The sequence below is a fragment of the Homoserinimonas flava genome (assembly GCF_054969005.1).
Genome location: NZ_JBUEQS010000001.1, coordinates 146,519 through 169,893 on the forward strand (window position 1 = coordinate 146,519; position 23,375 = coordinate 169,893).

Genomic DNA, 23,375 nt, shown 5'->3' on the forward strand with positions numbered 1-23,375 from the left:
TGCGCACAACCATGCGCGCGGCGTTGTCTGTAGCCGAGCAGCCGCCCAGCCGGCCCCCTACACGAGCAGCTGGTGCTTCGCGAGGTCGCGGTAGAGCGGTGTCGAGACGATCAGTTCCGAATGCGTGCCCTCGCCGATGACCCGCCCGTTCTCGAGCACGACAATGCGGTCACTATCGACGACCGTCGAGAGGCGGTGCGCGATCACGATGAGGGTGCGATCCTGTGCGACCGCATCGATTGCCTCCCGCAGCAGCTGCTCGTTGAGACCGTCGAGTGACGACGTCGACTCGTCGAGCAGCAGGATGGGCGGGGCGGCGAGCAGGGCGCGGGCGATCGCGAGCCGCTGACGTTCGCCGCCGGAGAGCATGACGCCGTCTTCGCCGACTTGCGCACCCAGTCCGGCAGGGTCGCGCTCAAGCACGCTGCTGAGGTTGACGGATGCGAGCACCTCGACACATTCGGCATCTGTCGCATCCGGGGCGCCGAGGGTGAGGTTGTCGCGCAGGCTGCCGGCGAGCACGGGTGCATCTTGCTCGACGTAGCCGATGCGGGAGCGCAGCTCATCACGGTCGATCGATCGGATGTCACGCCCGCCCATGCGCACGACGCCAGCCGTCGGGTCGTAGAACCGCTCGACGAGGGCGAGGATGGTGGACTTGCCGGCGCCGGACGGGCCGACGAGGGCGATGCGCTGCCCGCGCGGCACCGCGAAGTTCACATCGACGAGCACGGTGCGGTCGTGGGCGCCTGGCACGCCCTCGCTGACGGCAGCCTCGCCGAGTTCGGCCGCGAGGAGCTTTTCGGCTTCGGTCTTGTGGGCGGCTTCGGGGTAGGTGAAGTGCACGCCCTCGAAGGCGATGGCATCATCACCGGCCGAGACGCCGTCGAGGGCGGGTGCGGCGGTGATTGCGACATCCTCTTCGAGTTCGCTGGGAATCCGGATGATCTCCTGGATGCGGCCGAGCGCGCCGAGTGCCTGGTTGACCGAGGTGACGGCGCCGAATGCCACACCGAGCGGGCTGATGAGCATGAACAAGAAGATGATGAACGTCACGAGCGAAGCGATGGTGATGTCGCCGGCGGCAACACGGTAGCCTCCGACGCCGAGCACCGTCAGCAGTGACACCTGCAGCGCGATGCCAGCGACGGGCACGACGAGCGCCGACACTTTGGCGACGTCGAGGCCGCGGAGGTAGGCCCCGTGAGACTGCTCGTCGATGACGTCATTCTCGCGCTCGGTCGCGTTCGCGGCACGCACGGTGCGGATGGCGCCGAGCACGCGTTCGACGGAAGCTGCGACATCACCCACCTTCTCTTGTTGCGCCAAGCTTGCGCGACGGATGCGGCCGGAGAGGAGGCCGACGATCACCACCGAAATCGTGATGACGAGCATGGTGAGGCCCAGCAAGACGGGGTCGATGATGAGCATCGCGATGATCGAACCGACGAAGATGAACGCGCCGCCGATCGCGTCGATGAGTCCCTGTGTCAGGACGGCGTAGAGGAGGGTGGTGTCGGAGCCGACACGTGAGACCAGGTCGCCGGTGCGGCGGGTGTCGTATTCGCGAATGGGGAGCCGAAGCATCCGCGAGACGAGCCGTTTGCGGGCCGAGAAGACGACGCCGGTGCCGGTGCGCTGCAGCAGATAGTGCTGGAAGCCGTTGAGCAGGGCCGCCACCACGACGAGGGTGACGAGGATGGCGACGAGCGGGCCGAGCGCGTCTCCTGTCTCGACCGCAACGATGACCTGGTTGACGAGGAGGGGCTGCGCGAGGGATGCGGCCGCGCCGAAGATGCTGAGCACGACCACCCACCCGAGCACACGTTTGTGCTCAAGGAGGTAGGGGAAGAGTTCGGAGAACTTCGCCTTCGGGCCGTCGTATTTGGGTTTGCGGCCTGGGCGCGGTGGGGTGGCGTCGGGGGCGGGCGTGGTCGGGTTGGTGGTGCTCATGGGATGCTCTGCTCCGGTCATCTACGGCCGTACTTCTTGTGTACGGCCTGCTTGCTCACATCGAGCGCGAGGGCGATGAGCTGCCAGGAGTGGTTCGCGTTGCGTGCACGACGGACAGCTGCCGCCTCGGCGCGATCAAGCTCCTGTCGTAGTCTACGGATCGCGCGGAGTGCCGTGTACGGGTCGTCGGACTCTGCCTCGCCCGCAAGCGTGTGGAGATCGCTCATGCGTCAACGCTAGTTGACGGATGCACCATCGTCAACCAACGTTGACGCGGCGATCGTTCGACAGCTTAGAGAAAGATCGACCCGACGAAGACGGTGTAGACCCAGGCTGCGAAGAGCCCAGTGGCAACGATGACGACGGTCCACGACCAGAAGGTGACGGCGCCGCGGGCACCATTGCGAGTAGTCATGCTCTCATCCTACCGACGCTCGTGGGTGGCAACGTCACGCGCGCTGCCCACCAGCCGCGCCGTGTCAGCCGCGCAACTCCCGCAGCACGACGGCTGTCGCGAGCGCCGCCTCGGCCGCCTCGGCGCCCTTGTCTTCTTTCGACCCCGGCAGCCCGGCCCGATCGAGGCCCTGCTGTTCGTCATCGAGCGTGAGGAGGCCGAACCCGACCGGCTTGCCCGTGTCGAGCGCGACCCGTGTGAGGCCGTCGGTCGCCGCGGCAGACACGTACTCGAAGTGAGGGGTGCCGCCCCTGATGATCACGCCGAGGGCGACGACAGCATCCGCACCGCTCTCAAGCGCTGCTTTCGAGGCGACGGGCAACTCGAAGCTGCCTGGCACCCGCACCTCGGTCACGCTGGCACCGGATGCTGCGAGCACACGCCGCGCGCCATCGAGCAGTCCGTCCGTGATGATCTCGTGCCACCGCCCGGCAACAATCGTCACCGACAGGCCGCGGCCATCGACCTCAACGTTTGGCGATCCTTCTCCGCTCACAGGGCCTGCTCCTTCCGGCTCTGACGAACCATTTCATCCGCGTCGACTTCGAATTCACCGAGTTGCTGCGGCAGCAGATGCCCCATCCGGTCCCGTTTTGTCTCGAGGTACTGTTCGTTGAAGTTGCCGACCCCCACCACAATCGGCACCTGCTCGGTCACGGTGATGCCGCGATCGGTGAGCTGATTGACCTTGTCTGGGTTGTTCGTGATCACCCGCACCGAGCAGATGCCGAGATCCTCGAGGATTGCCACCGCGGCACCATAATCGCGACCGTCGGCTGGCAGGCCGAGCGCGACATTCGCATCGACCGTGTCGAGGCCGTCGTCTTGCAGGCGGTAGGCCTTGAGCTTGTTGACGAGGCCAATACCGCGGCCCTCATGCCCGCGCATGTAGATGACCACACCCCCTTCGGCCTGAATGAGGCGGAGTGCCGCCTCGAGCTGGGGCCCGCACTCGCACTTGAGCGAACCGAAGACCTCGCCGGTGAGGCATTCCGAGTGCACGCGCACGAGGCATCCATCGACCGGTTCGCCCGCGATGATCGCGACGTGGTCTGCCCCGCTCATCCGGTCACGATAGGCGCGGACCGTGAGCGCACCGTGCGTCGTTGGCAGCAGGGTCTCGACCTCGAACAGCACGCGCGAGGTTTGCGGAATCTGCACGCCGAGCGGCGCGGCCACATCGTCATCGAGATCGTTGAGGTAGTCGATGAGCGCCTCGATCGTGATCGTCACAATGCCGTGGGCGCGACCGAGCTCGAGCAGCCCAGGCAGGCGCATCATCTCGCCCGAATCCTCCACGATCTCCGCAATCGCACCGACCGGCTCAAGGCCAGCGAGCTTCATGAGATCGACCGTCGCCTCGGTGTGCCCAGCACGCTCCCGCACACCGCCCTCAACGGCCCGCAGCGGCAGCACATGCCCAGGGCGAATCACGCTCGCTGGCGTTGCCGTCGGATCGGCGAGCACCCGGAGGGTGGTCGCACGGTCCGAAGCGCTGATGCCCGTCGTCACGCCCTCGGCCGCGTCGACCGAAACGGTGTAGGCCGTGCCCCGCGGGTCTTCGTTGTTGAGCACCATCGGCGGAAGATCGAGCCGGTCGGCAATCTCACGCGACATGGGAGCGCACACATAGCCAGAGGTGTAGCGCACCATCCAACCAATCCACTCGCGGCTGGCGAGCTGCGCCGAGATCACGACATCACCCTCGTTTTCGCGACCCTCGTCATCGACAACGATGACGGGTTTGCCGGCGCGGAGTTCCGCGACGGCGGTGGGGATGTCGGCGAGGCTCATGGCTCGCTCCTCTCGGTGGTGGCTGCGGCCGACGTGAAGCGCAGCATCCGCTGCACGTGGCGAGCCACAATGTCGGTTTCGATGTTGACGTGGTCGCCGAGCGCCCGGCGACCGAGGGTTGTTGCCGTGAGCGTCTCGGGGATGAGTGACACCTCGAACCAGTCGTCACCCACCGCAGAGACGGTGAGCGAGACACCGTCGACCGCGATGGAGCCCTTATCGACGACGAGCGGCGCAAGCTCTGGCGACAGGCTGAACCGCAACACCCGCCAGCTCTCACCGGGGGTGATGCTCAGCAGTTCGCTCGTGCCGTCGATGTGTCCCTGCACGATGTGGCCGCCAAGACGACCGTGCACTGGCGCGGCACGCTCAAGGTTCACGGGCTCACCCGACGTCGGGTGCGTGAAGGTGCTCATCGCGATCGTCTGCGCCATGACATCGGCGGTGAACCAGTCCTCGCCCTGATCGACGACGGTCAGGCACACGCCATTGACCGAAATGGAGTCACCATGACCCGCGTCGGAGACCGCCTTCGGGGCGCGCACGGTGAGGCGCGCGGCATCCGTCGTTGGTTGCCAGGCGAGCACTTCGCCGATCTCCTCGATAATTCCGGTGAACATCAGCGGGGTCCTTCCTGTGCTGGTCGCGCGACGACGAAGAGGTCGCTGCCGAGAAGCTCGGCACTGTGAATCTCAAGCCGCTTGGCGTCGCCGATCGTGTCGACGCCGATGCCGTCGATCGCGGTGCAGCCCGCCCCGAGCAGTTTCGCCCCGAGGTAGATCGCGTACTCGTCGACGAGGTTCGCGGCAACGAAGGCGCTTGCGAGCGTTGGCCCTCCCTCAACGAAGAGGCGACGGATGCCCCGGGCAAACAGTTCAGCGAGCGCTGCGTCGAGGTCGTGGCTGGTGATGATGATGGCGGGTCGCGGGTGGTGGAGCACGCGCGATGAACGTGGCACGAGGGTTTCGCCGATGATGACGGGCACCGGCTGGTGCTCCATGAGCTCACCGGCGTCACCGCGAGCCGTGAGCGACGGGTCGTCGCTGAGCACAGTGCCGGTGCCGACCGCGATCGCATCGCTCGTTGCCCGCAGTTCGTGCACATGCTGGCGTGCCGCCGCGCCGGTGATCCACTGGCTTGTGTTGTCGCTGGCGGCGACCCTGCCGTCGAGCGTCGACGCCCATTTGACGGTGACCCAGGGTCGGGAGCGGCGCACAGCGACAAGCCACGGTTCGATGGCGGCCTCGACTTCGTCAGCCAGAACGCCGGTGATGACCTCAATGCCGGCAGCGTGGAGCTGCTCTGCCCCGCCGCCGGATATGACCCCTGGGTCGTCGACGGCGTAGACGACGCGGGAGACGCCAGCGGCGATAAGCGCCTCGCTGCAGGGGCCGGTGACCCCCGTGTGGTTGCAGGGTTCGAGGGTGACGACGGCGGTGAGCCCTTCGGCGCTTCGGCTCCCGAGGTTGGCGAGCGCATCGGCTTCAGCGTGGGCGGTGCCGGAGCCGCGGTGCCACCCTTCGGCGACCGGTGTTCCTTCAGCGTCGAGAAGCACGCATCCGACCTGCGGATTGATGCCCCACGACGGCCCGCGAGTCGCGAGCGAAAGGGCGTGACGCATGGCGCGGACGAGATGCTCGTCTGTGGGTCGCGCGGTGCTGGTCATTCGTTCCTCGGTTCGACGGTGGTCGACTCCGAGGCATGCCGCGCGGTGGCGGCCGTGGTCAACGCGGACCACGTGTGCTTCCTCTCATCCGGACTGAGAACTCGCAATATTCTGCAAACTCATTACCGTCGGTGCCGGAATTTCACCGGCTCAACCGCCTTCCTGCTTTCGCAGATCAGCGGGTCGCGGACTATCACCGCCGGTTCGGATTTTCACCGACCCCGGAGCACGTACTTTTCACAGTCTATCAACCTGCCGCACCCGCAGTTATTCCTGGCGTCATACTCGACACGAATGCCGGCTATACCCCGTCTGGCCAGCCCGGCTTCAGGTCGCGGGAGTCGCCGATGTGGAGATGCCCTCGCCACGATCGCGGGCGCACTCCGTCGGCAGCTACCCTTCGACTCTCGCCGAGCCCGTCAAATGTGAAGCCGGTCTTGCGCGCCACCGACGCCGACGCCGTGTTGCCGACGAGGCACTCCCAGCCGACCGACGCCACCCGCAGCGGGTTCGCCTCGGCAAACGCCCAGTCGAGCACGGCACCGACCGCCTCCGGCATGATGCCCCGACCCCGGTGCCGGGCACCAAGCCAAAACCCGATGTCGTCGGCCGTCACCCGCCGCAGCGAGACCACCCCAAGCAGCCCTTCGCCGGGTGCGCGGATGCCCCAGGTGAGTTCGTGCCCAGAAGCCCAGCCATCGTCGGCAAAGGTAACGAACTCCCGGGCATGCTCGAGCGTGTACGGCTGGCTGATCGCTGGGATGTAGCGGCTCAGCACGGGGTCTTGGCAGTGCTCGACAAGTGCCTCGGCGTCTGCCGTCGTCGGCGCCGAAAGTGTGAGCCGAGGTGTCAAAAGTTCGAATGGTCGCATGGGCTGTGGCTCGGTGCCGGGGCGCGCGGTGTCCGTGTGGGGTCGGTCGGGCTCAGCGGCGGGGGAGCATGCCCATGCGGTCGTAGACGCGGGTGAGCGTGGCATCCGCTATCGCGGCTGCCCGGTCGGCGTTGCCGGCGAGAATCCGGTCGAGCTCGGCGGGGTCGTCGAGCAGCTCCAGCACGCGCGCACGGATGGGGGAGAAGGTTTCGGTGACGACCTCGGCGAGGTCTTTCTTGAAGTCGCCGTAGCCGCGGCCCGCATACTGCTCCTCGAGCGCGGGAATGATGGTCCCCGTGAGGGCGGAGTAGATCGTCAGCAGGTTGGAGATGCCAGGCTTCTCGGTGACGTCGAAGCGCACGGTGCCGTCACTGTCGGTCGTCGCCGACTTGATCTTCTTCGCCGTGGCGGTGGGCTCGTCGAGCATCCAGACGACACCCTTCTCGCTCGATGCCGACTTGCTCATCTTGTTGCTCGGGTCTTGCAGGTCGTAGATCTTGGCAGATGCCTTCTGGATCTGCGCCTCTGGCACAACGAAGGTCTCGCCGAACCGCGAGTTGAAGCGCTCCGCCAGGTTGCGAGTGAGTTCGATGTGCTGACGCTGGTCTTCGCCGACCGGCACCACCTCGGCGTCATAGAGCAGGATGTCGGCGGCCATGAGCACGGGGTAGGCGAAGAGACCGACGGTCGTGGCATCCGCCCCCTGCCGCGCCGACTTGTCCTTGAACTGGGTCATGCGGCTCGCCTCGCCGTAACCCGTGATCGTGTTGAGTGCCCACGCGAGCTGCGGATGCGCCGCCACATGCGACTGCACAAACAGCGTCGAGATTTCGGGGTCGATGCCGGCTGCGATGTACTGGGCCGCCGTGCGGCGAGTGGCCTCCCGGAGCTGCGCCGGGTCTTGCGCGACCGTGATCGCGTGCAAGTCGACGACGCAAAACACGGCGTCGTGCGTCTGCTGCATTTGCCGCCACTGCAGGAGCGCCCCGATGTAGTTGCCGATCTGGAGCGAGTCGGCCGAGGGCTGCATGCCGGAGAAAAGGCGGGGCTTTGCGGTCATCCGACCATTCTCCCAGCTTTCGCACCGCCCGCGCGCCCTGGCAGCCGCGCGCGCACTACACGTCGTAGTCGACGACGACGGGCGCGTGGTCAGACCAGCGCTCCTCGTAGGAGGGGTAGCGGTCGACCGCATAGGCGGCGACCGTCTCGGCGAGGGCTGGGGTGACGAGCTGGTAGTCGATGCGCCAGCCGACGTCGTTGGGGAACGCCTGGCCGCGGTTCGACCACCAGGTGTAGGGGCCCTCGACCTCGCCGGCATGGCGGCGGCCGACGTCGACCCATCCGAGACCGGTGCCGCTTGTGCCGTCTTGACACTCGACCTCCTCGCCCTGAGCCCCGAGAAAGCGGTCGAAGTAGGCGCGTTCCGTGGGCAGGAACCCCGCCTTCTTCACGTTGCCCTTCCAGTTCTTGATGTCGAGCTTGGTGTGCCCCACGTTGAGGTCGCCAAGCACAACAACATATTTCGAATGCTTCGCGAGCTCCGGCAAGCGCTGCTGCATGGCGTCGAGGAACTTGTACTTCTCGACCTGCTTCGGCGTGCCGTCTTCGCCCGAGTGCACGTACGTACTCACGACCGTGACTATCTCATCGCCAACCTCGTAGTCGGCCTCAAGCCAGCGCCCCGCGCTGTCGAAATCGGATGCCCCGAGCTCGACCCGATGGATTGTCGCTCCGCGGCGCCCACGATCACCGGCACGGCTCGCGATGGCGACGCCGGCCCGACCCTTCGCGGTCGCTGGATCGTGCAGCACGTCCCATTCGTCGCCGAGCAAGTCGGTGATGTGCTCGGTGTCGGCGCGGACCTCTTGCAGCGCAAGGATATCGACGTCGCGCGCAGCGAGCCAGTCGCCCATTCCTTTGCGGTAGGCGGCACGGATGCCGTTGACGTTGACGGAGGCGATTCGGAGCGGCTTCGGCATGATTCGACCCTAGCGGGGGCCACCGTCACACAGCTGCCAAGGGTCGGCCAGCATCCGTCACCGTCAGTGCTGCGGGCGTCGCCCGAACAGCCATCCCCAGCGTTTGGTTCGACGAACGCGACCGAGCCGTCGCTCGGCCTCTTGGCGCACTGCAGCTTCACGTGCCGCCGCAAGCTCACGCTCTTTGCGGCGCTCCGCCTCGATGCGCGGGTCGGCGGCGAGGCCCCGGTCGAACATCCCGACGGCGATCCACGCGGCCGAAAGCAGAATCACCTGGCAGAGAAGGTTGAACCAGATGAGCAGGCCAATGATGACGGCAAAGGATGCGAGGAGGGGGTTGCTTGAGGCGCCGCCAAGGAGTGATGAGCCGAGCACTTTGAGTACTCCGAGGCCCGCCGCGCCGATGAGCGATCCGACAACGAGTGGTCGGAATGGGACGCGCAGGCCCGCGAGGAAACGGAAGAGCGCAGCGAGGGTCACAGTGTCGATGATGAACATGAGCAGCAGTCCGATCGCGCCTCCGACGATCTCCGCCGCGGCCGCTTCGGCGTTGATGCCGATAACGCCGAGCACGGTATCGACGAGGTGTGTGCTGAAAAGGAGCAGGCCAGCAGAGACGAGGAGGGCAACGCCGAAGGCGAGGCCAAGACCGGCGTCTTTGAGCTTGAGCAGCACGGGGTTGAGTCGTTCCGGCGGCAGGTTGAAGAGAAGCCGCACGGAGTCGCGACTCGATGCGAGCCACCCAAGCGCGGTGAAGAGGAGTCCGACGAGGGCGATGGCGCCGGTCCATCCGAAAATGCCGGCCTCGGTGAGGTCGGCGGGGTCGATCGCGCCATTGCCATCGCCCGTGTCGATGAGGCCGGGTACGGAGGTGCTGATGACGTTGAAGAACGACTGCATAAGCTCGGCGTTGCCCGTGATGATGAGCCCGGCGACCGAGAAGGCGACCCAGATGGCGGCGAAGACGGCGAAGATCGCCTGGTACGAGAGCCCTGACGCGAGAATCGGGCCGCGACTCTCCCCATAGTGCTGCAAAACGCGCACGGGTCGCGACGCCACGATCTTCGCGATGAGGTTTTTGAGCAGTGCCACCCGTCCACCCTAGGTCGGGATGTTGCCCAGCGGGAGGGGCGAGCTGCCCGGTGCTGAGCTGCCCAGTGCTGAGCTACTCCGTGTCGAGCTCCGAGGCGATGAGCCCTGCAAGCTCGTCGGCCTTCGCTTCGGCATCGTCGCCGCTCACGGTGAGGGTGAGTTCATCGCCCTTGCTCACGCCCATCGCCAGCAGCAGCAGCACGCTTGCCGCATTGGCCTTCTTGCCTTCGGTCGACTCAAGGGTCACAGTGTGGCCGCTCTCGGCTGCCGCTTTTGCGATGGTCGATGCGGGTCTTGCGTGTAGCCCGACGGCTGACCCGAATGCGACGGTGCGCTGTGCTTCTGCCATGTCGTGTTCCTCCCGTGGTGGTGTGGTCATGCTACTGCTGCGGCCCCTGCAGATCCGGCGAGAATCACGTCGGGGCCGGAGGCTTCAACCTCGTGGACGAGCTCCGCGTTGGCGCCGACGTCGGTGATGATGGTGTCGATGGCCGCGAGCGGGGCGACGCGGCCGAACTCCTCGCGGCCGAACTTGCTGTGATCGGCAAGCACGATGCTGCGCCGACTCGCCTTGATGATGGCGGACTTGACGGCCGCTTCGGCGATGTTGTGGGTCGTAAGGCCGCGCTCCGGTGTGATGCCGTTGATGCTGATGAAGGCGACATCGACGCTCACCATGCTCACCATTTGGTGGGTCCAGGTACCAACGGTCGCGCGGGAGGAGGAGCGGACGAGCCCGCCGAGCATGTGGAGCTCAATGTTGTCGCGGCCCGCGAGGGCGATGGCGACGGGGAGCGAGTGGGTGAGCACCGTGAGGGCACGGTCGGTCGGCAGCAGCTCGGCGAGCTTGATGGTGGTCGTGCCGGCGTCGATGATGATGGATCCGCCGTCGGGCAGTTCGTCGATTGCCGCGGTGGCGATGGCGAGCTTTTCGGCGATGAGCACTTCGTTGCGGTCGGCGACGGCCGGGCCTCCGAGGGTACGTTCGACGGGGATGGCGCCGCCGTGTGCACGTCGCACGAGGCCGCGTCGTTCGAGGCTCGTGAGGTCGCGCCGGATGGTCTCTGGTGTCACGGCGAGCAGTTCGGCAAGCTCTCGCACTTCGACCCGACCGTTGGCGCGCGCCTGCTCGAGGATGGCCTGGTGGCGTTCCGGTGCGTACATACGTGACTCCGTCGTTCACAAAGCGCTGTGGCATCCACAGTAAAAAACATCACAAACAAATGTCTGCTTCGGTATTTTTATCTTTGATTTCGTTTGTTTGTCAATCGAGTTCAGGGTACTCTCTGACACACGTCACCACCGCCACACGTCAAGGGAGTCTGTGATGCGAGAGCTTCGAGGAGTCGGCGTCGGCCGCGGAATCGCCGCAGGGCCCGTACTTCGGATGCCCGATCCACTCCCCGAACCGGTCGCAAGCAAGCGCACGGGCGACGCCGAACACGAGAAGCAGACAGTGACGGATGCGCTCGCCGCCGTCGCATCCGAGCTCACCGAGCGCGGGCAGAAGGCCGGCGGTGACGCCCAGGCGGTGCTCGACGCGCAGGCGATGATGGCGCAGGACCCGGGCCTTGTCGATGACGTCAACGCCCGCATCGATGGTGGCAGCACGGGCGAGCGTGCCGTGTTTGAGGCCTTCGCGGCGTTCCAAGAGCTGCTCGCCGGCATGGGCGGATACATGGCGGAGCGCGCTGCCGACCTCGGGGACGTGTCGCAGCGCATCATCGCGCGACTTCGCGGGGTCCCGGCCCCGGGAGTCCCCACCTCCGACTCGCCGTTCGTGCTCGTGGCGCACGATCTCGCGCCAGCCGACACGGTGCTCCTCGACCTCGAGAAGGTGCTCGCGCTCGTGACCCGCGATGGCGGACCAACCTCGCACACGGCGATCCTTGCCCGGTCGAAGTCGATCACGGCGATCGTCGGCGTTGCGGGCGCTGAAGAGCTGAACAACGGCACCATGGTGCTCATCGATTCGGCGGCCGGCACGGTCACGGTCGACCCGAGCTCCGCGCAGCTCGCCGATGCCGAAACCCGCACGGCCGAACTCAGGGCCATCGTCAACGCGCCCATCACCGACGGTGCCCTCTCCGACGGCACCAAGATTCCGCTGCTGGCCAACCTCGGCAGCCCCAACGATGCCGCGGCCGCCGTCGAACTCGGCGCCGAAGGTGTCGGGCTCTTTCGCACCGAGTTCCTGTTTCTCGACGCCACCGAGGCGCCGACGGTCGAGCAGCAGGAGGCCGACTACACGGCCGTGCTTGCCGCGTTCCCCGGCAAGAAGGTCGTCGTGCGCTGCCTCGATGCCGGCGCCGACAAACCCCTCAGCTTCTTGAATGACGCGAAGGAGGAGAACCCCGCCCTCGGGCTGCGCGGGCTCCGCTCGCTCCGCGCCAACGAGCAGATCCTTCGCGAGCAGCTCACCGCCCTTGCTCGGGCCCAGAAGGCAAGCGATGCCGAACTCTGGGTCATGGCCCCCATGGTCGCCGATGTCGAGGAGACCGAATATTTTGTGTCCCTTGCGCGAGAGCTCGGCATCACGGTGGCGGGTGTCATGGCGGAGATTCCATCACTCGCCCTCATGGCAGACCAGGTGGCGCTCGCGAGCGACTTCGTCAGCATCGGCACCAACGACCTCACCCAGTACACCCTCGCTGCTGACCGCATGCTCGGCTCCGTCGCCGCCTACCAAGACCCGTGGCATCCGGCAGTGCTTCGCCTTGTCAAGATGCTCGGTGATGCCGGCCGCGAGGCGGGCAAGCCGGTCGGCGTGTGTGGCGAGGCTGCGGCCGACCCGCTGCTCGCGGTCGTGCTCGTCGGGCTCGGGGTCACGTCGCTCTCGATGACCCCTGCTGCGTTCGCCGACGTGCGCGCCGAGCTGCTGAACCACACGGCAGCGGATGCCGCGGCGCTCGCCGAGGTGGCGCTCGCGTCACACGGTGCCGCTGCTGCGCGTGACGCGGTTCGCACCGCTGTCGCCCATCGCTGAGAGAACACAACTTCATAGACCGAAGCGTCAGAGAACCACCCGCCTGAAACACCCCAACCACTCGAACGAAGGAAGAGAACGATGACAACGGAGTCAACTGCACCTCCCGCAGCTGCAGGCGCCAAGGGAGGAGCGAGAGTCGGAGTCCAACGCTTCGGCACGTTCCTCAGCGGCATGATCATGCCCAACATTGGTGCCTTCATTGCCTGGGGCCTCATCACGGCCCTGTTTATCGAGACCGGCTGGACGCCGGTTCCGGCCCTCGGTGGATTTGGCGAGGATGCCGATGGCAATGCCTATACCGGCCTTGTCGGACCCATGATCAACTACATGCTGCCGCTGCTCATCGCCTATACGGGCGGCAAGCTCATTTACGGCACCCGCGGCGGCGTCGTCGGTGCGATCGCCGTGATGGGTGTCATCGTCGGCACCGACATTCCGATGTTCCTTGGCGCGATGATTATGGGGCCGCTCACGGCATGGCTCATGAAGCTGGTCGACGGACTCTGGGCTGGCAAGATCAAGCCCGGCTTCGAGATGCTCGTGGACAACTTCTCCGCCGGCATCCTTGCGGCGATTATGGCGATTGCGGGGTTCTTCGCCTTCGCACCGGTCGTCACCGCGATCAGCAATGCACTTGAGGCCGCGGTCGACTGGCTGGTCGGGCTCGGTCTTCTGCCGCTCCTGAGCATCGTCGTCGAGCCGGGCAAGATCTTGTTCCTCAACAACGCCATCAACCACGGCGTATTCACGCCAATCGGCACGCAGCAGGCGACCGGTGAAGCGGGCAAGTCGATCCTGTTCCTCGTCGAAGCGAACCCCGGCCCAGGGCTCGGGCTGCTCCTCGCCTTCGCTGTGTTCGGCATCGGGGTGGCACGGGCGAGCGCACCTGGTGCGATCATCATCCAGTTCTTCGGTGGCATCCACGAGATCTACTTCCCCTACGTGCTCATGAAGCCGATTCTCGTGCTCGCCGTCATCGGTGGAGGCATGACCGGTGTGCTCACCAACGTGATCTTCGATAGCGGCCTCCGAGCCCCGGCGTCACCCGGCAGCATCTTTGCCGTGCTGCTGCAGACCGCGAATGACAGCTACCTGGGAGTCATCCTCTCGGTGGTGCTCTCGGCTGCCGTTTCGTTCACGATCGCTGCGATCATCCTCCGTGCCAGTCGCAAGAAGGACCTCGCCAATGGCGGTGGCGACCTCGATTCCGCTGTGGCCCAGACTGAGTCGAACAAGGGCAAGTCGTCGAGCGTGCTCGGCGGGCTCGCGGGCGGTGCCGCTGCTGCGTCGACCGCGGGCACTCCAGCGACTGCGACTGCGACTGCGACCAAGCCCATCCACACTGTGGTGTTCGCCTGCGACGCCGGCATGGGTTCGAGCGCGATGGGTGCTTCGGTCTTGCGCAACAAGGTGAAGAAGGCTGGAATTGAGGGAGTGACGGTCGTCAATAAGTCGATCGCCAACCTGGACGGCACTGAGGATCTGGTCATCACGCACCAGGACCTCACCGAACGGGCCTCGCAGAAGACGCCGAACGCCACACACCTGTCGGTCGACAACTTCATGAACAGCCCCAAGTATGACGAGGTCGTCGACCTGCTCAAGCGGCAGTCCGGCAGCTGACCCTCACCTCTACCGGTCGACAACGAAAGGCACGGGAGTTCCCCATGACGTCACAGGTTCTTCAGCTCAGCCAGATCCGCACCGATGGTGAGGCCACCACCAAGCTCGAGGCGATGCGGGAGGCCCACGACATCCTGGTCGAGGCGGGCGCCGTGACGGCCGCCTACCTGCCGGCGATGCTGGAGCGTGAAGAGTCAGTCTCGACGTATATGGGGAACTTTCTCGCCATTCCGCACGGCACGAACGAGAGCAAAGACGCGATCCTGTCGTCCGCGCTCTCGTTCGTGCGGTACGCCCAGCCGATTGACTGGGACGGCAACCCCGTGCACTTCGTCGTCGGCATTGCTGGTGTTGAGAACCAGCATCTCGACATCCTGTCGAAGATCGCGATCGTCTTCTCTGACGAGGATGAGGTCGACGCGCTGCTCAAGGCGGGTGGGCCTGAGGAGATTCTCGACATCCTCTCGGAGGTCAACAACTGATGAAGGCAGTCCACTTCGGGGCCGGCAATATTGGTCGCGGATTCGTGGGGCTGCTGCTGCATAAGGCCGGCTACGAGGTCGTGTTTGTCGATATTGCAGCCGAGCTCATCGACAGCCTCGCCACCGCCGACCGGTACACCGTCCATGAGGTGGGTGCCGGCGCGAACGATCACGAGGTCACGTTCTTTCGCGCCCTCAACAGTGCGGATGCGCCTGATGCCGTCATCGAGGAGCTTGCCGCGGCCGAGATTGTCACGACCGCCGTCGGCCCCAATGTGCTGAAGTTCGTGGCGCCGCTCATCGCGAAGGCGCTCCTCCGCCGCAATGTTGCCGCACCGATCGCAATCATGGCGTGCGAGAACGCCATCAACGCCACTGATCTGCTCCGGCAGTCGATCGAAGAGGCTCTTGCCGATAATGCCGAAGCTCCGGATGTCGCGGCCGCCCTTGGACAGGCCGTCTTCGCCAATACCGCGGTCGACCGCATCGTGCCGGGTCAGGCGCCGGATGCCGGCCTCGATGTCACTGTCGAGGCCTACTACGAGTGGGCAATCGATCGCACGCCGTTCGGGGGAGCGGAACCGAGCATTCCAGGCGTCACCTGGGTCGATGACCTCGCTCCGTACATCGAACGCAAACTTTTCACGGTCAATACGGGCCATGCCACGATCGCGTACTACGGCTTCGTCGCCGGCGCGCATGGCATCGCCGATGCTCTCGGGAGGCCAGAAGTCGAGACGGCGGTGCGTGCCGTGCTTGACGAGACCAAGCGGCTGCTCGTGGACAAGCATGGTCTCGACGCTGGCGAACAGCAGACCTACATCGACAAGATCCTCGCGCGATTCGCGAACCCACACCTGCCCGACACGGTCGAGCGTGTGGGCCGCCAGCCTCTGCGCAAACTCAGCAGGCACGAACGCTTCATCGCGCCAGCCGCCGAACTCGCCGAGCGGGGGGTCACCCCGTCTGCGCTGATCGACGCCGTCGCGACCGCACTGCGTTTCGACGTGCCAGACGACGAACAGTCGGTAGCGTTGCGCGAGAAGCTCGCGACCCTCACCCCTGAGGAGTTCGTGCAGGAGGTCTGCGGCATCGCGCCGGGGCATCCGCTCTTCGACGGACTCGTCGAGGTCGTTCCGACCCCCGCCGGTTGAGCAGCCCCGCCGATTGACGATACCGCCGGTTGAGTAGGCCCCTCAGGGCCGTATCGAAACCAGAACCTCTCGGCCCGGTTTCGATACGCTCCTTCGTCGCTACTCAATCAACGTGGGTTTAGGGCTTGCCTCGCATGATGGCCTGCTTGACCTCGGCGATGGCCTGCGTGACCTGGATGCCGCGGGGGCATGCCTCGGTGCAGTTGAAGGTGGTGCGGCAGCGCCACACGCCTTCTTTGTCGTTGAGGATGTCGAGTCGCGTCTCCGAGCCTTCGTCGCGCGAGTCGAAGATGAAGCGGTGCGCGTTGACGATCGCGGCGGGGCCGAAGTACTGGCCGTCGGTCCAGAAGATCGGGCACGATGAGGTGCACGCGGCGCAGAGGATGCACTTGGTGGTGTCATCGAAGCGCGCGCGCTCGGCGACGGACTGCGGGCGCTCCTTGCCCTTCTCTGGCGCGCTGCCAGAGATGAGGAACGGCTGCACATCTTTGAAGGAGTCGAAGAACGGCTCCATATCGACGATAAGGTCCTTCTCCAGCGGCAGGCCCTTGATGGCCTCGATGTAGATGGGCTTCGTGATGTCGAGGTCTTTGATGAGGGTCTTGCAGGCGAGACGGTTGCGGCCGTTGATGCGCATGGCGTCGGAGCCGCAGATGCCGTGGGCGCACGAGCGACGGAACGTGAGCGAGCCGTCCTGCTCCCACTTGACCTTGTGGAGGGCATCGAGCACGCGGTCGGTCGCGAACAGTTCGACGTCGAAGTCCTGCCAGCGCGGCTCGTCGTCGACCTCGGGGTCGAAGCGGCGGATGATCACGGTGACCGTGAACGACTCGATCGTCTCGGGGGCGGCTGGGGCGCCTTCAAGTGTTGCCGTGGACATCAGTACTTCCTCTCCATGGGCTGGTAGTTCGTGATGACGACGGGCTTCCAGTCGAGTCGGATGTGGTCGGCGGCGTCGGCCGACAGCGGGTCGCCCGAGAGGTACGCCATGGTGTGCTTCATGTAGTTCTCATCGTCGCGATCTGGGTAGTCGTCGCGCATGTGGCCGCCGCGGCTCTCTTTGCGGTTGCGGGCGGAGAAGACGACGACTTCGGCCAGGTCGAGCAAGAACCCGAGCTCGATGGCTTCGAGCAGGTCGGTGTTGAAGCGCTTGCCCTTGTCCTGCACGGCGATGTTGCGGTAGCGGCCGCGAAGCCCGTGAATGGTGTGGGTCACCTTCTCGAGCGACTCGTCGGTGCGGAAGACCTGGGCGTTGCGGTCCATCTCCTCCTGCAGCTCTTTGCGGATCGCGGCGATGTTCTCGGTGCCGGTCGATGCCTGGAGCATCTCGATGAGTCCGCGGATCTCGGCGGTCGGGTCTTCGGGAAGGGGAGGGAACTCAGCGGTCTTGGCGTAGGCCGCAGCGTTGGTTCCCGCGCGCTTGCCGAAGACGTTGATGTCGAGCAGCGAGTTGGTGCCGAGACGGTTTGAGCCGTGCACCGAGACGCACGCGCATTCGCCGGCGGCGTAGAGCCCCGGCACGACCGTGGTGTTGTCCGAGAGCACCTCGGCGTTGGTATTGGTGGGGATGCCGCCCATCGCGTAGTGCGCGGTCGGCATGACGGGGACGGGCTCGAAGACGGGGTCGACGCCGAGGTAGGTGCGCGCGAACTCCGTGATGTCGGGGAGCTTGGTTTCGAGCACCTCGGCACCGAGGTGCGTGCAGTCAAGGTAGACGTAGTCCTTGTTCGGCCCGGCGCCGCGGCCTTCGGCCACCTCCTGCACCATGCAGCGCGCGACGATGTCACGCGGTGCAAGGTCTTTGATGGTGGGGGCGTAGCGCTCCATGAAGCGTTCACCTGAGGCGTTGCGCAGGATCGCGCCCTCGCCGCGGGCACCTTCGGTGAGGAGGATGCCGAGGCCAGCGAGGCCGGTCGGGTGGAACTGGAAGAACTCCATGTCTTCGAGGGGGAGTCCCTTGCGCCACACGATGCCGACGCCATCACCCGTGAGGGTGTGGGCGTTGGAGGTGGTCTTGTAGACCTTGCCGAAGCCGCCGGTCGCGAAGACGACGGCCTTGCCGTGGAAGACGTGGAGGTCGCCGGTCGCGAGCTCGTAGGCGACGACGCCGGCCGGCTTGCGGTCGGCACCCTCACCGCTCATGACGAGATCGAGCACGTAGAACTCGTTGAAGAAGTTGATGCCGTGCTTGACGCAGTTCTGGTACAGCGTCTGGAGAATCATGTGACCGGTGCGGTCTGCTGCGTAGCACGCGCGGCGCACCGGTGCCTTGCCGTGGTCACGCGTGTGCCCGCCGAAGCGACGCTGGTCGATCTTGCCCTCTGGCGTTCGGTTGAAGGGCAGGCCCATGTTCTCGAGGTCGATGACCGCGTCGATGGCCTCCTTCGCGAGGATCTCGGCCGCGTCTTGGTCGACGAGGTAGTCGCCCCCCTTGACGGTGTCGAAGGTGTGCCACTCCCAGTTGTCGTCCTCGACGTTCGCCAGGGCGGCGGCCATGCCGCCCTGGGCCGCGCCCGTGTGGGAGCGAGTCGGGTACAGCTTGGAGATCACTGCCGTGCTGACATTCGGGCCAGCCTCGATGGCGGCACGCATGCCAGCCCCGCCGGCGCCGACAATGAGCACGTCGTACTGGTGGTAGTGCACCCCATCACGGAGGGTGGTCTCGCCTACGGCGGGCTTGGCGTCGGCGAAGAGGGATCCCCCGATGTTGCGTTCGTTCAATTGATGTCTCCACAGAAGTCGGGCAGGAGGTCGGCGTAGTCGCCGACGGGGCACGGGTCGAAGGTGTAGATCACGAGCGTGCCGAGAATGAGCAGGACGACCGTCGCGCCGAGGAGCGAGAACGTGAGGATGCGACGGAGCGCCGGCTTCTGCGCGTAGTCATTGATGAGCGTGCGCATGCCGTTGGCGCCATGGATGAGGGCGAGCCAGAGCAGGAGGGTGTCCCACACGACCCAGAAGGGGTCGGCCCATTTGCCGGCGACGAAGGCAAAGTCGATTGCCTTCACGCCGTCACCGACGAGGAGGTTGACGAAGAGGTGCCCGAAGATGAGCACGACGAGCACGACGCCACTCGCGCGCATGTAAATCCAGCCCCACTTCTCCCAGTTGACGCCGCGGCGCTCGGGCAAGGTGCGGGGGGAGTCGATAGTGACAGTCATCATCAGCCTCCGAAGACGTTCATGAGGTGGCGGGGTGTAAAGCCGATCATGAGCACGAGCCACAGCACGAGCACGAGCCAGAACATGAGGCGCTGGTGCTTGGTGCCAACCGACCAGAAGTCGATGAGGATGATGCGCAAGCCATTGAGCGCATGGAACCCGATTGCGGCGACGAGGCCGACCTCGCCGAGCCCCATGATGGGCGTCTTGTAGGCACCGATGACCGCGTTGTAGGCCTCGGGGCTGAGGCGCACGAGCGCAGTGTCGAGGATGTGCACCAGGAGGAAGAAGAAAATGCTCACGCCGGTGATGCGGTGGAGCACCCACGACCACATGCCTTCGCGCCCTCGGTACAGCGTTCCCGCTGGTGGTGTGATCTTGCCGCGTGGCGTCGAGCCCTCGTGTGGGGCATCGGCCAGGGCTCCCGCCGACTTCTCTGGCACGAGCAACCCTCCTTGCGATGTGGTTGAGCCCCTGCTCGGGGCATGGGAATGTGTTGCACTGCAACAGACCTCAGTCTATTGCCCTCAGCGGAGGGTCGCCGCCAAGGCATACCTAACCATCTCGATATCGAGACATCTGCTGCGCGTTGGCCGAGACTATGGTGGTGCGCATGACCGAATCTTCCGCGCTCGAGCGCTTCTATAGCGTTATCCCGGCCGGCGGCATCGGCTCGCGGCTCTGGCCACTCTCGCGGGCAGACGCGCCAAAGTTCTTGCACGACCTCACCGGCACCGGCAAGACGCTCTTGCGCGGCACGTGGGATCGACTTGTCCCCGTCTCCGGCGCGCAGCGCATCATGGTGGTTACGGGGCGTGCGCACCGTGCTGCGGTCGAAGAACAGTTGCCAGACCTCGCCGACCACAACGTCGTGCTCGAGAGCGAGCCGAAGGATTCGACCGCCGCGATCGGGCTCGCCGCTGCGATTCTCGAACACCGTGAGCCGGGCGTCATCATCGGCTCCTTCGCAGCCGACCATGTCATCAGCGACACTCGCAGCTTTAAGCGGAGCGTTATCGAGGCGGTGGCTGCGGCCGACGCCGGGTATATCGCCACGATCGGCATCACGCCAACAGAGCCGGCAATCGGATTCGGCTATATCCATTGCGGGCAAAAGCTCGACATCCCGGGCGCGCCCAACGCGTTCGCAGTCGATTCGTTCGTCGAGAAGCCGAGCGTCGAGGTTGCTCAGGAGTACCTGGCACACGGCGGTTACCTCTGGAACGGTGGCATGTTCATTTCTCGTGCCGATGTGCTGCTGGCACAGTTGGGCGAGAGCGAACCGGAACTGCTCGAGGGTTTGCAGGAGCTCGCCGCCGCGTGGGATACGACCCGTCGCGGTGCCACCGTCGACCGGGTGTGGCCGCGGCTCCGCAAAATTGCGATTGACTACACGGTGGCGGAGCCCGCGGCAAAGGTCGGCAAGCTCGCGGTCGTCCCGGGCGACTTCGACTGGGATGATGTGGGTGATTTCGCCGCCATCGGCAAGCTGCACTCCGGTGGGCGGGCCAACAATCTTGCAATTCTCGGCGAGAATCCACTGGTACTGTCCGACGCTTCGACCGGTGTTGTCGTGAGTCACTCGAAGCGCCTCATCTCCCTTATCGGCGTGGAGGACATCGTCGTGGTTGACACCCCCGATGCCCTCCTTGTCACAACCACGGCGAACGCCCAGCGCGTCAAGTCGGTCGTTGATGCGCTGAAGCTCTCCGGTCGCGGCGACGTCTTGTAGCGGCATCCGGTGCTGTTGGCAGCGCCGCGGGTGTCTTAGGTTCGAGTCATGACAGCGATTCGAGACATGACAGCCTCACATCGTCGCCGTATCGGCCTCGCAGCGCTTGTCGGTGTGCTGGCGCTCGCCGGCTGTGCACCGGCGCCGGAAGGTGACGGCGACGCGGATGCCGGCTCCGACTATTGCGCCCGCATGGTCACAAACTCCGGTGGGCTCGAAGACCGCTCGTTCAACCAGTCGAGCTGGGAGGGGTTGCAGCTCGCGGCCGAAGAGTTCGACATCGAGGTGGATGCGATCGTCTCGACAAACGAAACCGACCTCGCCCCCAACGTTGATCAGGCGGTCGGCACGGGGTGCGATCTCGTGCTCACGGTGGGCTGGGAGCTCGCCGAAGCGACGGCAGAGCAGGCAGCAGCGAATCCCGACCTGCATTTCGCGATCGTCGATGAGGTCATCGAGGCAGACAATGTCAAGCCCATCGTCTTCGACACGGCCCAGGCTGCCTATCTTGCGGGGTATCTCGCGGCAGGTGTCTCGCAGACCGGCATCGTCGGCACGTTCGGCGGCGACGCGCAGCCTCCCGTCACCCTGTTCATGGACGGCTTCGTCGATGGGGTGGCGAAGTACAACGAAGCTCGCGGCACCACGGTGCGGGTTCTCGGGTGGAACAAGGAGACCCAAAACGGGCTCTTCACGGGCGACTATGAGAACGTGACCCTCGGCAAGACCACGACGGAAGGCCTGCTCGATCAGAACGCTGACGTCATCCTCCCTGTCGCGGGTCAGGTCGGCGAAGGCGCAGCGGCAGCGATTCTCGAACGGGGTGTCGGCTCGCTGATCTGGGTCGACAACGATGGCTATGAGACGCTCCCTGAGGAGTACGGCCCGATCGTGCTCACGAGCATCCTCAAAAACACGCAGGATGCCGTGGTTGACATCGTGCGAAACGACCTGGCGGGCGAGTTCGACTCAAGCCCCTTCATCGGCACCCTTGAGAACAGCGGAGTTGGCATCGCGCCGTTCCACGATCGCGCGTCCATGGTGAGTGACGAGTTGCAGGCGGAGCTTGACGCGCTCACGGAGGCCATCATCGCGGGGGAGATCGTCGTGGAGTCGCCGTCGAGCCCTCGCTAGCCCGCGACATCCACTGGACATTTCGCATTCATTTCCTTGCGGCCCCGACTTGGTAACTCTTCAATGACGGATGCCGGGCGAAGCGCTGGCGAAATCGGAATATTGGGTACTGTGGTGCCCACAGTCCCGGCTGACCAGTCGGGCTCGTTTTGGAGGACATCTTGAAGACCATTTCTCGCAAGGCCACGTTGAGCGGCCTCGCCCTGATCGGCACGAGCGCGCTCGTGCTCACCGGTTGTGCTTCTGCCCCGGAGGACGAAGGCGACGGCAACGCCGAAGCCATCGACTTTTTGCCATGCATGGTGTCGGACGAAGGCGGATTCGATGACCGCTCGTTCAACCAGCTCGGATTCGAGGGCATGGTTCAGGCCGCCGACGAGCTCGGTACCGACTACATCGAGGTCGAGTCGAACTCAGAGACCGACTACGCGCCGAACCTCACCAGCCTTGTTGACCAGGGCTGTGACGTCATCATCACGGTCGGCTTCGCGCTCGCCGAGGCTGCGGCCGAGTCGGCTGGGGCGAACCCGGACGTCAACTTCATCTCGATCGATGACATGGTTGATAACGACTTCGATGGCGTGACCGACCACGAGAACATCAAGCCGCTGGTGTACGACACGGCTCAGGCCGCATTCCTCGGTGGCTATGCCGCCGCGAGTGTGTCCGAGACCGGCGTCGTTGGCACCTTCGGCGGCCAGCCATACCCCACCGTCACGGTCTTTATGGACGGGTTCAAGCAGGGCGTCGAGCACTTCAATGAGGTCAACGGCACCGCAGTGTCTGTGCTCGGCTGGGATGGCGAGAACGGCTCGTTCACGGGAGGCTTCGCGGCTGGCACCGAGGCGCAGACCATCGCGCAGGGCCTCATCGACCAGAACGTCGATGTGCTGCTGCCCGTCGGCGGCCCGATCTACCAGAGCGCTGCGGCAGCGATCCGCGACTCCGGTCGCGACATTGCGCTCATCGGCGTTGACGCCGATGTGTACGAGACCGACCCGTCGGTTGGCGACCTGCTCCTCACCTCGATCCGCAAGGGCATGGATGTCTCGGTCTACGAGGCCGTGCTTGCTGCGGGCAATGGCGAGTTCTCGAACGAGGCCTACGTCGGCACGCTCGAGAACGAGGGCGTCAGCATCGCCGAGTTCCACGACTGGGAGAGCAAGGTCGACGCCGGTCTCTGGGATGAACTCGAGGCCCTCAAGGCCGAGATCATCGCCGGCGATGTCGTCGTCGAGTCGTATCTTGCGGAGTAAGTAGCACCACGTTCGGCCCGGGGAGGCCAGCTTCG

Annotated in this window: 24 protein-coding genes and 1 riboswitch; of the genes, 7 read left to right on the plus strand and 17 right to left on the minus strand. The window is 65.4% G+C overall.

The window, feature by feature from the left end; all coding sequences use genetic code 11:
* Positions 1 to 57: 57 nt before the first annotated feature.
* The 13 genes from ACY48M_RS00690 to ACY48M_RS00750 all read right to left on the minus strand — a co-directional run bounded on the left by ACY48M_RS00690 (position 58) and on the right by ACY48M_RS00750 (position 10,973).
* Positions 58 to 1,953, minus strand: a complete 1,896-nt coding sequence (locus ACY48M_RS00690) for an ABC transporter ATP-binding protein (RefSeq protein WP_462818321.1) — start codon at positions 1,951 to 1,953, stop codon at positions 58 to 60.
* 17 nt (positions 1,954 to 1,970) lie between these two features.
* A complete protein-coding gene (locus ACY48M_RS00695; protein ID WP_462818322.1) occupies positions 1,971 to 2,180 on the minus strand; it encodes a hypothetical protein in 210 nt (69 codons plus the stop codon).
* A gap of 65 nt (positions 2,181 to 2,245) precedes the next feature.
* Complete coding sequence (locus ACY48M_RS00700) at positions 2,246 to 2,368, minus strand: hypothetical protein (protein WP_462818323.1); 123 nt, start codon at positions 2,366 to 2,368, stop codon at positions 2,246 to 2,248.
* 64 nt (positions 2,369 to 2,432) lie between these two features.
* Entirely contained in the window at positions 2,433 to 2,903 is a 471-nt protein-coding gene (gene ribH / locus ACY48M_RS00705; RefSeq protein ID WP_462818324.1) for a 6,7-dimethyl-8-ribityllumazine synthase, read from the minus strand.
* Positions 2,900 to 4,201 carry a GTP cyclohydrolase II gene (gene ribA, locus ACY48M_RS00710; protein ID WP_462818325.1) on the minus strand — a complete coding sequence of 434 codons (1,302 nt, stop codon included), beginning with the start codon at positions 4,199 to 4,201 and terminating at the stop codon, positions 2,900 to 2,902. Before ribA ends, ribH begins: the two co-directional genes overlap by 4 nt.
* Positions 4,198 to 4,821 carry a riboflavin synthase gene (locus ACY48M_RS00715; RefSeq protein ID WP_462818326.1) on the minus strand — a complete coding sequence of 208 codons (624 nt, stop codon included), beginning with the start codon at positions 4,819 to 4,821 and terminating at the stop codon, positions 4,198 to 4,200. The genes ribA and ACY48M_RS00715 overlap by 4 nt, the downstream gene beginning before the upstream one ends.
* Entirely contained in the window at positions 4,821 to 5,867 is a 1,047-nt protein-coding gene (gene ribD, locus ACY48M_RS00720; protein ID WP_462818327.1) for a bifunctional diaminohydroxyphosphoribosylaminopyrimidine deaminase/5-amino-6-(5-phosphoribosylamino)uracil reductase RibD, read from the minus strand. Before ribD ends, ACY48M_RS00715 begins: the two co-directional genes overlap by 1 nt.
* 72 nt (positions 5,868 to 5,939) lie before the next feature.
* Positions 5,940 to 6,099, minus strand: a riboswitch (FMN riboswitch).
* Between the two features lie 69 nt (positions 6,100 to 6,168).
* A complete protein-coding gene (locus tag ACY48M_RS00725) occupies positions 6,169 to 6,738 on the minus strand; it encodes a GNAT family N-acetyltransferase (protein ID WP_462818328.1) in 570 nt (189 codons plus the stop codon).
* Between the two features lie 52 nt (positions 6,739 to 6,790).
* A complete protein-coding gene (gene trpS / locus ACY48M_RS00730; protein ID WP_462818329.1) occupies positions 6,791 to 7,798 on the minus strand; it encodes a tryptophan--tRNA ligase in 1,008 nt (335 codons plus the stop codon).
* A 55-nt stretch (positions 7,799 to 7,853) separates the two neighbouring features.
* Complete coding sequence (locus ACY48M_RS00735) at positions 7,854 to 8,717, minus strand: exodeoxyribonuclease III (protein WP_462818330.1); 864 nt, start codon at positions 8,715 to 8,717, stop codon at positions 7,854 to 7,856.
* A 63-nt stretch (positions 8,718 to 8,780) separates the two neighbouring features.
* Positions 8,781 to 9,809 carry a YihY/virulence factor BrkB family protein gene (locus ACY48M_RS00740; RefSeq protein ID WP_462818331.1) on the minus strand — a complete coding sequence of 343 codons (1,029 nt, stop codon included), beginning with the start codon at positions 9,807 to 9,809 and terminating at the stop codon, positions 8,781 to 8,783.
* A 73-nt stretch (positions 9,810 to 9,882) separates the two neighbouring features.
* Positions 9,883 to 10,158: an HPr family phosphocarrier protein gene (locus tag ACY48M_RS00745; protein WP_462818332.1), complete on the minus strand. Its 276-nt coding sequence runs from the start codon at positions 10,156 to 10,158 to the stop codon at positions 9,883 to 9,885.
* A 26-nt stretch (positions 10,159 to 10,184) separates the two neighbouring features.
* The gene (locus ACY48M_RS00750; RefSeq protein ID WP_462818333.1) at positions 10,185 to 10,973 is read right to left on the minus strand and encodes a DeoR/GlpR family DNA-binding transcription regulator; all 789 of its coding nucleotides are present in this window, start codon (positions 10,971 to 10,973) and stop codon (positions 10,185 to 10,187) included.
* A 163-nt stretch (positions 10,974 to 11,136) separates the two neighbouring features.
* Between ACY48M_RS00750 and ptsP the strand changes: the two genes are divergently transcribed.
* From ptsP to ACY48M_RS00770, 4 genes are all read left to right on the plus strand, one after another.
* Positions 11,137 to 12,795 (plus strand): phosphoenolpyruvate--protein phosphotransferase, encoded by a 1,659-nt coding sequence (gene ptsP / locus ACY48M_RS00755; RefSeq protein WP_462818334.1) that lies wholly within the window; start codon positions 11,137 to 11,139, stop codon positions 12,793 to 12,795.
* An 81-nt stretch (positions 12,796 to 12,876) separates the two neighbouring features.
* Entirely contained in the window at positions 12,877 to 14,421 is a 1,545-nt protein-coding gene (locus ACY48M_RS00760) for a PTS mannitol transporter subunit IICB (RefSeq protein ID WP_462818335.1), read from the plus strand.
* Between the two features lie 44 nt (positions 14,422 to 14,465).
* Positions 14,466 to 14,903 (plus strand): PTS sugar transporter subunit IIA, encoded by a 438-nt coding sequence (locus ACY48M_RS00765; RefSeq protein WP_462818336.1) that lies wholly within the window; start codon positions 14,466 to 14,468, stop codon positions 14,901 to 14,903.
* Complete coding sequence (locus ACY48M_RS00770) at positions 14,903 to 16,057, plus strand: mannitol-1-phosphate 5-dehydrogenase (RefSeq protein WP_462818337.1); 1,155 nt, start codon at positions 14,903 to 14,905, stop codon at positions 16,055 to 16,057. The genes ACY48M_RS00765 and ACY48M_RS00770 overlap by 1 nt, the downstream gene beginning before the upstream one ends.
* Before the next feature lie 118 nt (positions 16,058 to 16,175).
* Here the strand turns inward: ACY48M_RS00770 and ACY48M_RS00775 are convergent, their stop codons facing one another.
* The 4 genes from ACY48M_RS00775 to sdhC are packed head-to-tail and all read right to left on the minus strand — an operon-like array spanning position 16,176 to position 19,637.
* Positions 16,176 to 16,937, minus strand: coding sequence for a succinate dehydrogenase iron-sulfur subunit (locus ACY48M_RS00775; RefSeq protein ID WP_462818338.1), 762 nt, complete (start codon positions 16,935 to 16,937; stop codon positions 16,176 to 16,178).
* Complete coding sequence (gene sdhA / locus ACY48M_RS00780) at positions 16,937 to 18,763, minus strand: succinate dehydrogenase flavoprotein subunit (protein ID WP_462819225.1); 1,827 nt, start codon at positions 18,761 to 18,763, stop codon at positions 16,937 to 16,939. The genes ACY48M_RS00775 and sdhA overlap by 1 nt, the downstream gene beginning before the upstream one ends.
* A gap of 11 nt (positions 18,764 to 18,774) precedes the next feature.
* Positions 18,775 to 19,218 (minus strand): succinate dehydrogenase hydrophobic membrane anchor subunit, encoded by a 444-nt coding sequence (locus tag ACY48M_RS00785; protein ID WP_462818339.1) that lies wholly within the window; start codon positions 19,216 to 19,218, stop codon positions 18,775 to 18,777.
* A gap of 2 nt (positions 19,219 to 19,220) precedes the next feature.
* Positions 19,221 to 19,637, minus strand: coding sequence for a succinate dehydrogenase, cytochrome b556 subunit (sdhC, locus tag ACY48M_RS00790; RefSeq protein ID WP_462819226.1), 417 nt, complete (start codon positions 19,635 to 19,637; stop codon positions 19,221 to 19,223).
* A gap of 194 nt (positions 19,638 to 19,831) precedes the next feature.
* Here sdhC and ACY48M_RS00795 point away from each other — a divergent pair, with 194 nt between their 5' ends.
* From ACY48M_RS00795 to ACY48M_RS00805, 3 genes are all read left to right on the plus strand, one after another.
* On the plus strand, positions 19,832 to 20,950 hold the full coding sequence (locus tag ACY48M_RS00795; protein WP_462818340.1) for a mannose-1-phosphate guanylyltransferase: 1,119 nt from the start codon (positions 19,832 to 19,834) through the stop codon (positions 20,948 to 20,950).
* Between the two features lie 48 nt (positions 20,951 to 20,998).
* Entirely contained in the window at positions 20,999 to 22,084 is a 1,086-nt protein-coding gene (locus ACY48M_RS00800) for a BMP family lipoprotein (protein WP_462818341.1), read from the plus strand.
* A 161-nt stretch (positions 22,085 to 22,245) separates the two neighbouring features.
* On the plus strand, positions 22,246 to 23,340 hold the full coding sequence (locus ACY48M_RS00805) for a BMP family lipoprotein (protein WP_462818342.1): 1,095 nt from the start codon (positions 22,246 to 22,248) through the stop codon (positions 23,338 to 23,340).
* Positions 23,341 to 23,375: the final 35 nt, after the last annotated feature.

Excerpts from the sequence above, each read along its gene's own strand:
- ACY48M_RS00690 (WP_462818321.1), bottom strand. The coding sequence starts at position 1,953 with ATGAGCACCACCAACCCGACCACGCCCGCCCCCGACGCCACCCCACCG.
- ACY48M_RS00695 (WP_462818322.1), bottom strand. The coding sequence starts at position 2,180 with ATGAGCGATCTCCACACGCTTGCGGGCGAGGCAGAGTCCGACGACCCG.
- ACY48M_RS00700 (WP_462818323.1), bottom strand. The coding sequence starts at position 2,368 with ATGACTACTCGCAATGGTGCCCGCGGCGCCGTCACCTTCTGGTCGTGG.
- ribA (WP_462818325.1), bottom strand. The coding sequence starts at position 4,201 with ATGAGCCTCGCCGACATCCCCACCGCCGTCGCGGAACTCCGCGCCGGC.
- ACY48M_RS00715 (WP_462818326.1), bottom strand. The coding sequence starts at position 4,821 with ATGTTCACCGGAATTATCGAGGAGATCGGCGAAGTGCTCGCCTGGCAA.
- ribD (WP_462818327.1), bottom strand. The coding sequence starts at position 5,867 with ATGACCAGCACCGCGCGACCCACAGACGAGCATCTCGTCCGCGCCATG.
- ACY48M_RS00725 (WP_462818328.1), bottom strand. The coding sequence starts at position 6,738 with ATGCGACCATTCGAACTTTTGACACCTCGGCTCACACTTTCGGCGCCG.
- trpS (WP_462818329.1), bottom strand. The coding sequence starts at position 7,798 with ATGACCGCAAAGCCCCGCCTTTTCTCCGGCATGCAGCCCTCGGCCGAC.
- ACY48M_RS00735 (WP_462818330.1), bottom strand. The coding sequence starts at position 8,717 with ATGCCGAAGCCGCTCCGAATCGCCTCCGTCAACGTCAACGGCATCCGT.
- ACY48M_RS00745 (WP_462818332.1), bottom strand. The coding sequence starts at position 10,158 with ATGGCAGAAGCACAGCGCACCGTCGCATTCGGGTCAGCCGTCGGGCTA.
- ACY48M_RS00750 (WP_462818333.1), bottom strand. The coding sequence starts at position 10,973 with ATGTACGCACCGGAACGCCACCAGGCCATCCTCGAGCAGGCGCGCGCC.
- ptsP (WP_462818334.1), top strand. The coding sequence starts at position 11,137 with ATGCGAGAGCTTCGAGGAGTCGGCGTCGGCCGCGGAATCGCCGCAGGG.
- ACY48M_RS00760 (WP_462818335.1), top strand. The coding sequence starts at position 12,877 with ATGACAACGGAGTCAACTGCACCTCCCGCAGCTGCAGGCGCCAAGGGA.
- ACY48M_RS00765 (WP_462818336.1), top strand. The coding sequence starts at position 14,466 with ATGACGTCACAGGTTCTTCAGCTCAGCCAGATCCGCACCGATGGTGAG.
- ACY48M_RS00770 (WP_462818337.1), top strand. The coding sequence starts at position 14,903 with ATGAAGGCAGTCCACTTCGGGGCCGGCAATATTGGTCGCGGATTCGTG.
- ACY48M_RS00775 (WP_462818338.1), bottom strand. The coding sequence starts at position 16,937 with ATGTCCACGGCAACACTTGAAGGCGCCCCAGCCGCCCCCGAGACGATC.
- ACY48M_RS00785 (WP_462818339.1), bottom strand. The coding sequence starts at position 19,218 with ATGACTGTCACTATCGACTCCCCCCGCACCTTGCCCGAGCGCCGCGGC.
- ACY48M_RS00795 (WP_462818340.1), top strand. The coding sequence starts at position 19,832 with ATGACCGAATCTTCCGCGCTCGAGCGCTTCTATAGCGTTATCCCGGCC.
- ACY48M_RS00800 (WP_462818341.1), top strand. The coding sequence starts at position 20,999 with ATGACAGCGATTCGAGACATGACAGCCTCACATCGTCGCCGTATCGGC.